Origin of the sequence: Enterobacter sp. 118C5 (genome assembly GCF_034107645.1) — a bacterium.
Classification (GTDB): Bacteria; Pseudomonadota; Gammaproteobacteria; order Enterobacterales; family Enterobacteriaceae; genus Enterobacter; species Enterobacter nematophilus.
Genome location: NZ_JAWNEU010000012.1, coordinates 115,536 through 125,105, shown reverse-complemented (window position 1 = coordinate 125,105; position 9,570 = coordinate 115,536). Strand labels below are relative to the sequence as shown.

8 protein-coding genes are annotated in these 9,570 nt (G+C 52.7%); all 8 read right to left on the bottom strand.

Annotated elements, in window-relative coordinates; genetic code table 11:
• Positions 1-175: 175 nt before the first annotated feature.
• The 8 genes from UTO39_RS17985 to wzxC all read right to left on the bottom strand — a co-directional run bounded on the left by UTO39_RS17985 (position 176) and on the right by wzxC (position 9,569).
• Complete coding sequence (locus UTO39_RS17985) at positions 176-736, bottom strand: sugar O-acyltransferase (RefSeq protein WP_320727737.1); 561 nt, start codon at positions 734-736, stop codon at positions 176-178.
• Positions 729-1,772 carry a glycosyltransferase family 4 protein gene (locus UTO39_RS17980; protein WP_320727736.1) on the bottom strand — a complete coding sequence of 348 codons (1,044 nt, stop codon included), beginning with the start codon at positions 1,770-1,772 and terminating at the stop codon, positions 729-731. Before UTO39_RS17980 ends, UTO39_RS17985 begins: the two co-directional genes overlap by 8 nt.
• Positions 1,772-2,716 (bottom strand): NAD-dependent epimerase/dehydratase family protein, encoded by a 945-nt coding sequence (locus tag UTO39_RS17975; protein WP_320727735.1) that lies wholly within the window; start codon positions 2,714-2,716, stop codon positions 1,772-1,774. The genes UTO39_RS17980 and UTO39_RS17975 overlap by 1 nt, the downstream gene beginning before the upstream one ends.
• Before the next feature lie 383 nt (positions 2,717-3,099).
• A complete protein-coding gene (galF, locus tag UTO39_RS17970) occupies positions 3,100-3,996 on the bottom strand; it encodes a GalU regulator GalF (RefSeq protein ID WP_320727734.1) in 897 nt (298 codons plus the stop codon).
• A 175-nt stretch (positions 3,997-4,171) separates the two neighbouring features.
• Positions 4,172-5,563: a colanic acid biosynthesis protein WcaM gene (gene wcaM / locus UTO39_RS17965; protein WP_320727733.1), complete on the bottom strand. Its 1,392-nt coding sequence runs from the start codon at positions 5,561-5,563 to the stop codon at positions 4,172-4,174.
• A gap of 12 nt (positions 5,564-5,575) precedes the next feature.
• Positions 5,576-6,796 (bottom strand): colanic acid biosynthesis glycosyltransferase WcaL, encoded by a 1,221-nt coding sequence (wcaL, locus tag UTO39_RS17960; protein ID WP_061097680.1) that lies wholly within the window; start codon positions 6,794-6,796, stop codon positions 5,576-5,578.
• Positions 6,793-8,073, bottom strand: coding sequence for a colanic acid biosynthesis pyruvyl transferase WcaK (wcaK, locus tag UTO39_RS17955; protein ID WP_151413078.1), 1,281 nt, complete (start codon positions 8,071-8,073; stop codon positions 6,793-6,795). Before wcaK ends, wcaL begins: the two co-directional genes overlap by 4 nt.
• Positions 8,074-8,090: 17 nt before the next feature.
• Positions 8,091-9,569: a colanic acid undecaprenyl disphosphate flippase WzxC gene (wzxC, locus tag UTO39_RS17950; protein WP_320727732.1), complete on the bottom strand. Its 1,479-nt coding sequence runs from the start codon at positions 9,567-9,569 to the stop codon at positions 8,091-8,093.
• Position 9,570: the final 1 nt, after the last annotated feature.

The window sequence follows — 9,570 nt, the reverse complement described above, 5'->3', positions numbered from 1 at the left end:
GTACTATATATCGGAGTCATTGAATCAATACGCACCCAAAATGCAAACCAAAAAGCGCATAATAGCAGTATAACATCTATGAAGAGAGTAATAATCCGCTTAATTGGTCTGGGTAAAGATATTAAATAATTTAGCATACTAAAAACTGGTCGCCTCACTAAAGCTTGCATTCAGTTTATAAAATAGTACCAGCCGGACACACTGAGTAATCGTCTACTTTAGTATTATAACCAGCCACTGTCCCCGCCTGGAGAAACGCTGATTTCCCAATCACAGCGCTGCCCGCAAGATGGACACCAACACCTAAGTGAGCGAAATCACCAAGAATGGCATCGTGATCTATTGTCGTGTGGCTATTCACAATCGTCGCCAAACCTAATTTTGCGTTGGCGCCCACTACAGCTCCCGCTAACACAACAGAACCCTCAGCAAGGGTCGCCGATGGACTGACAAATGCAAAGGGGTGTATAAGCGTTACAGGATGAATACCTAAGTCGAACAGTTGCTGATAGAGCTGCTCTCTGACTTTATTGTTTCCGATGCCAATAGCGACATGACTGACCTTACCAATATGTAACTGTAGTTCGGAAATTTTTCCAATAATCAGCTGGTTAATTTCCTGGCAGGCAGAGGTATTATCGTCGAGGAAAACAATATCCTTATATCTCAGCAGTCTCGCTGTCTCGTACAGCGTACGGCCATGACCACCCGCGCCCAAAATCAATAAGTCATGCATTGACGTTGCTCTCTTTGTCTTTAACGCCTGCACCACATTTCAGTGCAACAACGAGAAGCGGGAACCAGGCGATGAGCAGCCCCACAACACCATCAATTTTGCCTGAGGCAATAAAAAAGGCGAAGGGGAAAAGCCACAGCAGATTGACGGCAATTGCCAATGATGTCACCGGAACGTGGCTGCCATATTTTCTTGCGAGGATTTGGTAGCCATGGCTGGCATGTGCTTCATAGACCTTTTTACCTGCTACGAGCCTCCTAAATAGCGTTGTCGTGGCATCGACGATAAATACGCCCAGCAAGCATAATTCTGCAATAAAGAAGTGTGAGTCAACTTTCGCAATATGCAGGATCATCAGTCCGATTGTTATCCCAAGAAAACCACTTCCGGCATCGCCCATGAAGATTTTCGCGACCGGGAAGTTCCAGACAAGAAAGCCGGCTCCGGCACCAATAAGGGCAAGCGTGAGAGGATAAAAAGTGCCTGGCGCGTCTGTATACGGGTCGATAGCTATTAATACCGCACTACATGCAGCAAAGGTGATGGCCTCCGAGCTAGCTAAGCCATTAATCCCATCCATAAAATTATATAAGTTAAGCATCCAGACGAGATAAACGCAGCCCAGAATCATACCAACCCAAGATAAGGAAACGTCATAACCAAACAGCGTAATGACAGGGAAAGAGCCTAAGAAGTAGATGCCGATTGCTGCCGCCAGGAAATGCATCAACAGACGCCAGCGTGCCGCGATATGGCCGTGATCGTCAAGGAAACCGATGATGGCAACAATCAATCCTGGAATAAATAACCCCAGGAAGCTATCCAGCGTCAGCGCGCGGCTGAAATAAAACCAGACTAACGCCGCCAGAAGTGTCAGGACGATCGCCACCCCGCCCCCTCGTGGGGTTGGTATCGAATGCGAACTTCGCTGGTTTGGACGGTCAATAACGTTATGTTTAATGGCATAACCACGTAGCCCCCAGGTCAGCGCACATGATACTAAAAAAGCGAATATCACAATCCCAAAACTCATCATTACTTATTACCTTCGATATAATATTTCGCCGTTTTTTTCATCGTTTCAAAAAGGGTTATCGGGGGCGTCCAGTTTAAATGTTCCCGGGATTTAGAGGCATCGACTTCCAGATCGCCAAACAGCTGATCGTAAATACCTCGTTTGCCAACTGAAGAAAGCAATAACCTGAAGATACCCGTTGGGAATGAGACCAGTTTCGCTTTAATGCCCATTCCTGAGGCAAAGGCATTAATCATATCTTCGGTTGAAGGACGTTCTGCATCGGCGAGTAAATAGAGTTGATTTTTGGATTTCTCATTTACCACGCATTCGCTGATGAAACTGACGACATTATCCAGAGACACCAGCGCTCGCTTGTTCGTGACATTTTTAAATGGCAACGGTAGGTTTTTAGAAACCAGTTTTAAAAGGCGCTGTATATTACCCGGTGCATTTTCACCACAAATCAATGCCGGGCGAACAATGGTGATCGCCATATCGCTTTCTGCAAATTGATTAAGCAGACTCTGCTCGGCTTCTCGCTTGGAAATGGCGTAATCAGAGGTGGGTTGTGGCTCCGAGGCCTCAGTAAAGGCGATCCCTGAGGTGGCATTACCGTTAACGCCGATTGAGCTTACAAAGATAAAATGTTTAACTCCGCTGGTCGCAGCATCGCTCGCTAATTTCATCGTCGCATCGTGATTGACACGGCGAAATTCCGCTAAAGCGTCCTGAGCATCATCATTAAGGATATGCGCCCTTCCTGCGGTATGAATGACTGTGTCGCATCCTTGCAGGAGACTTAACCAGTTGGTATTGGCTGAGATATCACCCAGGTTGTAAATGCCCTGTTCAGGGTTCTCCTGCTTGCGCGTTGTTAATATCACCTCGTGTCCTGATGACTTCAACGCCTGGACTAAAGCAGTTCCAAGAAACCCGGTCCCGCCCGTCACCATTACTTTCATTGACATCCCCTATCGGCTCAATCTGATATTTACGCCCGCACGTAGTGCAGATTTGCGTGAAACTGTCTCGTTCACAACTGTTCGTTTAAAATTCAAATGTAAATGCCAGGCACGCTACCGCCCCTGGCTTAACAGCTACCAGTGCACTGAGCGATGTTTGATTAAATGATTTTACTTGTCTGGTTACAGACAAAAACTGGCGTTAATTGTCGTCCTAAACGACCTCAGAAACAAGCACAAATCGCTACAAAGCTGCTGAGATTTGAATCAGATAACTCTATGTAATCATTAAAATTAATAACAAAAAACGGCAGTCATCATTTTGGTTATGTTTCAATACACCAAAATGACGACTGCCGTTTGTTCAGGGCGTGGCAGGAATATCAGTCTTCAGCCAACAGCTTCTCAATCCTGTTTCTGAACTTCGCCCCTTCCTTCAGGTTGCGCAGCCCATAGTTCACAAACGCCTGCATGTATCCCAGCTTCTTACCGCAGTCGTAGCTGTCACCGGTCATCAGCATCGCGTCAACAGACTGTTTTTTCGCCAGCGCGGCTATTGCATCGGTCAACTGGATACGGTCCCAGGCGCCCGGCTCAGTTTTTTCCAGCTCGGCCCAGATATCGGCGTTAAGAACATAACGGCCAACCGCCATCAGATCCGAATCCAGCGTCTGCGGCTGATCCGGTTTTTCGATGAATTCAACGATGCGGCTCACCTGCCCTTCCGTCTCCAGCGGTTCTTTCGTCTGGATAACGGAGTATTCGGAGAGGTCTCCCTTCATGCGTTTCGCCAGCACCTGGCTACGGCCCGTTTCATTGAAACGTGCCACCATTGCCGCCAGATTGTAACGCAGCGGATCGGCTGAAGCGGTATCGATAATGATGTCCGGAAGAACAACGATGAATGGGTTATCACCCACTACCGGACGGGCACACAAAATCGAGTGACCCAGACCCAGCGGCTGCGCCTGACGCACGTTCATAATGGTCACGCCCGGCGGACAGATAGACTGCACTTCTGCCAGCAGCTGGCGTTTGACGCGCTGCTCAAGCAGCGCTTCGAGTTCGTAAGAGGTGTCGAAGTGGTTCTCAACCGCATTCTTTGACGAATGGGTAACCAGGACGATTTCTTTGATCCCTGCAGCAACAATCTCGTCGACGATGTATTGAATCATCGGTTTGTCGACGATCGGCAGCATTTCTTTAGGAATGGCTTTTGTGGCGGGCAGCATATGCATGCCCAGGCCTGCTACCGGAATGACTGCTTTCAAATTAATCATTATTTCTTCCACCTTAATTGGTTGACGAATTATAGCTCTTAAACCTGTTTTCGCCAGCATGATTTGCCGTAATCCTCAGGTAATGTTACGCCCTGGCCCCACAAATTTCTGTAGTTGTAATCTGAATAGATCACACTTCTTTGCCAGGAATAGTCTCAAAAAAGAAAATTGTCGATTATCTGTGCGGAAGCGCAAAATTCAGCCTTTCCACATTCACTACCTGCTGATCCACCCGGTCAATATCCACCGAACTCTGCCCCTTCTCATTCACCGCTTTGATGTTCGCCAGCGACAGCAAGGTTTCATCTTTGGCCATAAATTTACCCCGCACATCTTTACGCAGGTCGAAGTTGATCTTCAGCGCGGGGCCAATGGCAGCCTCCTGCATCACGTTGATATTACGTAAGAAAAGATGCTGCGGCTTGTTGTGCAGCTCAAGCGTGGCCCGCTTCATCTCCACATTAGTGATCGCTACAAAGGAGGTCGCATTACCGGATGAAATTTGTATTCCGCGCAGCTTATACGCAAGCTTGCGATTATCCAGATGAATATTGTTGAGCTTGAAGTTCTGCGGGATGGACAAATAATCGCCTTTTATCACCCCATAACCGATTAACATTCCGGCACTATTGACCATGTCGACATTATCAATAATAAAATTATCACAGCCATAAATAGCCACCGTGGCGTTATCTATACCCGCCTTTTTACTGAAATCGGGGGTAATATTTTTTGCTTTAATATTGCGGATAACAAAATGTTTTCCGTTCTCAACGTGCACCAGCTGGCGACAGTTGCTGCCGGTGATATTTGCCACCACGAAGTTCTTAACGGTTTGTTTTTCCGGGTAGTCGTTATCGTAGGTGCTGCCGGCGAGGCCGATGCCGATGCCCCAGTTGATCTTGCCGTTGGTGCAGTTGATGTTATCGATCGCATGATCGGAGATCAGGATATTGCGGTCATTGATGGCCACATTCCACTCGATCGCATCGCCCTGCAGATGGCTGAATTTACTGTTGGTGATGCGGGCGCCATCGACCTGATTGTGAAAGCCCTGGCGCAGGATGGCGTAGTTTGCCTGGGTCACGCTGATGTTATCAATCACCAGATTGCGCATCACGCGAGGTTTCTTGCCGCCAATGTAGATCTGCGTTACCGGACCAAACCCGCTCATTGCCAGCCCTTTGATCGCACAGTCAGAGCCGCGAACGTCGAGCGTAATATTCTCCGTGCGCCCGCCGCCTTCACCGATCACTTTGCAGCCTTCCTGCAGCACAAAGCGACCGCGTCCGTTGCCGGTTAACGCCCCGCGGATCAGCAGCGTTTTACCGTCGGGAATGAAAATGCCCGTATTGATGTTTTCACAGGTAAGCCCGGCCGGGACAACGACGGTGTCACCGTCCTTAAACGCCTGCTTAAAGGCGGCGATCCAGTCGTTGTTATTGTACTGATTAATGGAGACCGTCTTTCCGCTTGCCGCCCGCGCGATGCGGGACGACAGCAGCGGCGTAGCCGCCAGAACGGACAGATAAGAGACAAAAGTGCGTCGGGTAATCTTTTTCAGCATACAACCTCGGCGTTACAGCGTTTGCAGCAGGCTCGCTAACTGGCGATTGATCACCTGCTGGTTAAAATCGGTTTCAACTTTTTGTCGGGCATTGTGGAGCACGGGCTCCAGCGCCTGCTGGTCGATGTCGCTGAAGGCGGCTAATCGATCCGCCAGCGCCATCGCGTTATTCTCCGGCACCAGCCAGCCGGAATGGTCAGATTTAATCAGCTCCGGAATGCCGCTGTGAAGGGTCGATACCACCGGGATCCCCACGGCCATCGCCTCCATCAGCGCCACAGGAATGCCTTCCATATCGCCATCGGCGCCCGTTACCGAAGGCAGCAGGAACACGTCCGCCTCATCGAGCATCGCCTTGACCTCATGGCTCGGCTTGAAGCCCGGCATCTCCACGACATCGTCCAGTTGATACTGTTCGATCAGCGTGCGCAGACGACGCTCCCACGGCCCAATGCCGAGAATGCGATAGTGGAACGCCACCCCGCGCGCCTTCAGCTGGCGGCAGGCTTCAATCGCCACGTGCAGACCTTTCTTCTCGGTCAGACGGGCTACGGAGATGATCTGCAGCGGTTTTCCCGGCACCTTAACCGGGCGGCGGGTAAAACGCGTTAAATCCACGCCCATACGCGATACGGCAATTTTTTCTCCCGGGCAGCCCATGCTTTTCAGGCGTCCGGCCCACAGGTCGCTGATGGGCAGCATCATGTCGCCGCGGCGGAAAAGCTGCTGATACTCCGGCGTGTAGTGGTTCAGCACCTCGCGGCTGGAAATGTCGATACCGTGGAAGATGGTCGCAATTTTGCCGTCAATAACGCCAAGCTCACGCAGTTTCGCGGCGGTGACGCCCGCCGGGCCAAAGTGGGCGATAAACACGTCGGCACGATACGGCTGCGCCGTTTGCCCGCAGATGGCCGACAGAATTAAATTGCGAGATTCCGATCCATAACGGGAAACGTTCAGCGCGCGCCACGTGGACGCGCGGTGGATCCCGCGTAACGTCTGGCTGGCACGATAGCGCAGCTTGCTCAGCTTCCCGGCCGGTTCGTCCTGCAGCCAGCGGGTCTTCGCCTCCAGCCCATACTGGGTATACGCCGCATGGGTATTTTTGGTGTCGCCCTTCTGCAGGGCAACGATCTCCACGTCATATCCCATATCGATAAACGCGGTGATTTGATTCAGTACAAATGTCTCAGACGACAGCGGAAATTTCAGCAAGAAGAAACCAACCTTCATTTCCCCTCCCGCACGCGGTCAAGTACCGATTTCACCATACCAATGCCCTTCTCGCGCTCGGCTTTCACCGCCACCGCCAGACGTTCATTGATCGCAGGCAGCTGACCCAGGGTGTCCCCCACCATCGCACCGAGCGATCCGTCCAGCAGATGACGAATATCCACGGCCATCTCCGGCATGCCCAGCTGCTGCATAATCCCGGCCGATTTGTGCTCATAGTTAATGGCGATAGCTGGCGTACCGAAGTTCATGGAGATAATCGCCGAATGCAGACGGGTGCCGACGGTCAGGTCGCAGGCTGCGAGCAGCTTGCCCATCTCCAGGTCGTTAAGCTCGTCCATCACCACGTGGTAGCGGGACGGGTCGTTCACCAGGTTGCGCAGGTTCAGCGCCACCATGCGGTCATCTTTGTTGTAGCTGTCGATGCCGGTACAGGTTGAGAGCGCCAGCACCTGGTAACCGCTATCCAGCACGCGGTTCACCACGTCGGCGAACGCTTTTTCGTAGGCGGCCTGGGTGGTGCCAAGACGCTTATCGAACGGGGCGAGTTCACGCAGGGTAATCGCGACGGTTTTCTGTTTCGCCGTCACGTCGAGCCAGTGCTGCACCGCGTAGCTCGGCTGGAAGTTATCGTCCTGGTGATCCACCAGCCAGGCGGTATCCACGCCGTGCTCAACTTTAGACGTGTCAATTTCGCTGCGCTTCATCATGTCGAGGCTGACCGATTCGCGCAGGATCAGCGCGTCGCAGTGGCCAAACACATAGTTTGCCAGCTGGTTAAACTGCGGATCCTGGAAGGGCCCCACGCTGTGGCCGATCATAAACAGCGGCTTTTTCGCCATGAACGTGCACAGCGCATGCTCAAACTGCGGCACGCCGTAGAGATCGACGAAGAACGAGCCGCCAACCTGAATAATGGCGTCATAGCCGGACAGCAGACGTACGAAATCGGTAAAGCCCTGCGCGATCGCGATGTTGCGCAGCTTGCCGGTATCGGTCACGCGGGAAAGCAGCACCTGATGCTGGTAGCGACGGCGCAGCACTTTCTTCACGCGCCCCATCACGCCCGCGGCGTTGTTGTGCTGTTTCATCTGGCTGTAGAGCGGGTCGCCCATCACCGGGCGGTTCAGTAACCAGGATGAGCTGACCGGATAACGGCTCATCACGTCCACTTCAGTCTCAGGCTTAAGGGTGTTAATTGCATCCAGTAAACCGCGCAGGATGGCGCTGTCGCCACGGTTGCCGCAGGTATGGTTGCCAAGAATTAATAATTTCATAATGGCCTCTTAAAGAACTAGCCTGCGCGAAGCAGCGTTTTCATTTTTTCGTTACGGCAAAACTGGCGCTTCATCTCTACCACCAGCGCGTTGCGCGACAGCACAATCATCACGCCAAACGCCAGCGCGCCCGCGGCAACCTGCACCGCCAGCAGCGCGGCCAGCGGCAGATGCCCGCGGAGAATAATGCCCAGGCCGTAGCTCACCGCCAGGGTTGGCAATGAGAGATAGAACGGCAGCCACAGGCTCAGGATGTACTGACGGTAGCTGGAGCCCAGCACCGGCTTGATCATGATGAAGTAGCTCAGAACGGTATTGACTACCTGCACCAGCAGGAAGCCCAGCGTGACGCCAATGGCGCCCGCCATATGCCCGCCGACGATAATCGCCGGAATAAACAGGAAGGTTTTGAACACGTTGAACTTAAAGCTGATATCCACGCGAGCTTTTGCCATCAGCAGAGAACCAATCGGATTCCCCACGGAGCGCAGCAGCCCCACCACGCACAGCAGCTGCAGGATCGGGATGATGCCGTTCCACTTCTCCCCAAACACCAGCGGCACGAAGTTACTGGAAACCACCATCAGCCCCAGCAGCACCGGGAAGTTGATAATCCCCACCACGGAAAGCAGCTTGTAGAAGTTGACGCGCAGCTTCTCGGTGTCGTCCTGAATCTTGGCGAACGCCGGGAACAGCACGCGGGTGATAATTGGATTCAGCTTCATAGGAGGGACAACCGCAACGTTATAGGCCAGGTTGTAGCCGCCCGCCACGCTCGCGCCCAGGATGCGCGCCAGCACCAGCGTCGAGAGGTTGGTGTTCACGTAGTTAATGATGCTGTCCGCCGTCAGCCACGCGCCAAAGCGCAGGTTGGACGAAACGGACGCGAGAGAGAAATGCAGCCCCGGACGGTAAATCTTGCGGCCAAAGTAGCCGAACAGCAGCGTACGCACGGCAGAGTTAACCAGGTAACCGAGGATGGCGGTCATCGCCAGCGGCCAGAAATGGGCGCTCACCACGGTGAAGGTAAAGCCCGCCAGCACCGCGCTGGTCTCGATCATGCCGATCTTGTTGAACTCCAGCTCTTTCTGCATCAGCGCGCGGAACTGCTGCCCGTGCGGGATCACCACAAAGGCAAACGACAGCGTGCGCATCAGCGGGGCGAGATCCGGGTTGTGCAGCACATTGGCGATGGTGTCGCTCAGCAGGAAGACCAGCACAAACACGAAAATGCCCAGCCCGACGTTCAGCCAGTAGAGCGTGGTCAGCTCGAGATGGCTAATCTCTTTGCGCTGGATAATGGAGTTGGCGATACCAAAGTCAGACAGCGTGTCGGCCAGCGCGATAATCACCAGCGATACGGTCAGCAGGCCGAACTGGTGATTATCAATAATGCGCGCCAGCACCGTCATCTGCACCAGGCCGAGGCCAATGATGACGATGGTGGCCATGGCCGACCACTTGGCGCCGCTGATGGTTTTTTCACGTAAGCTCATC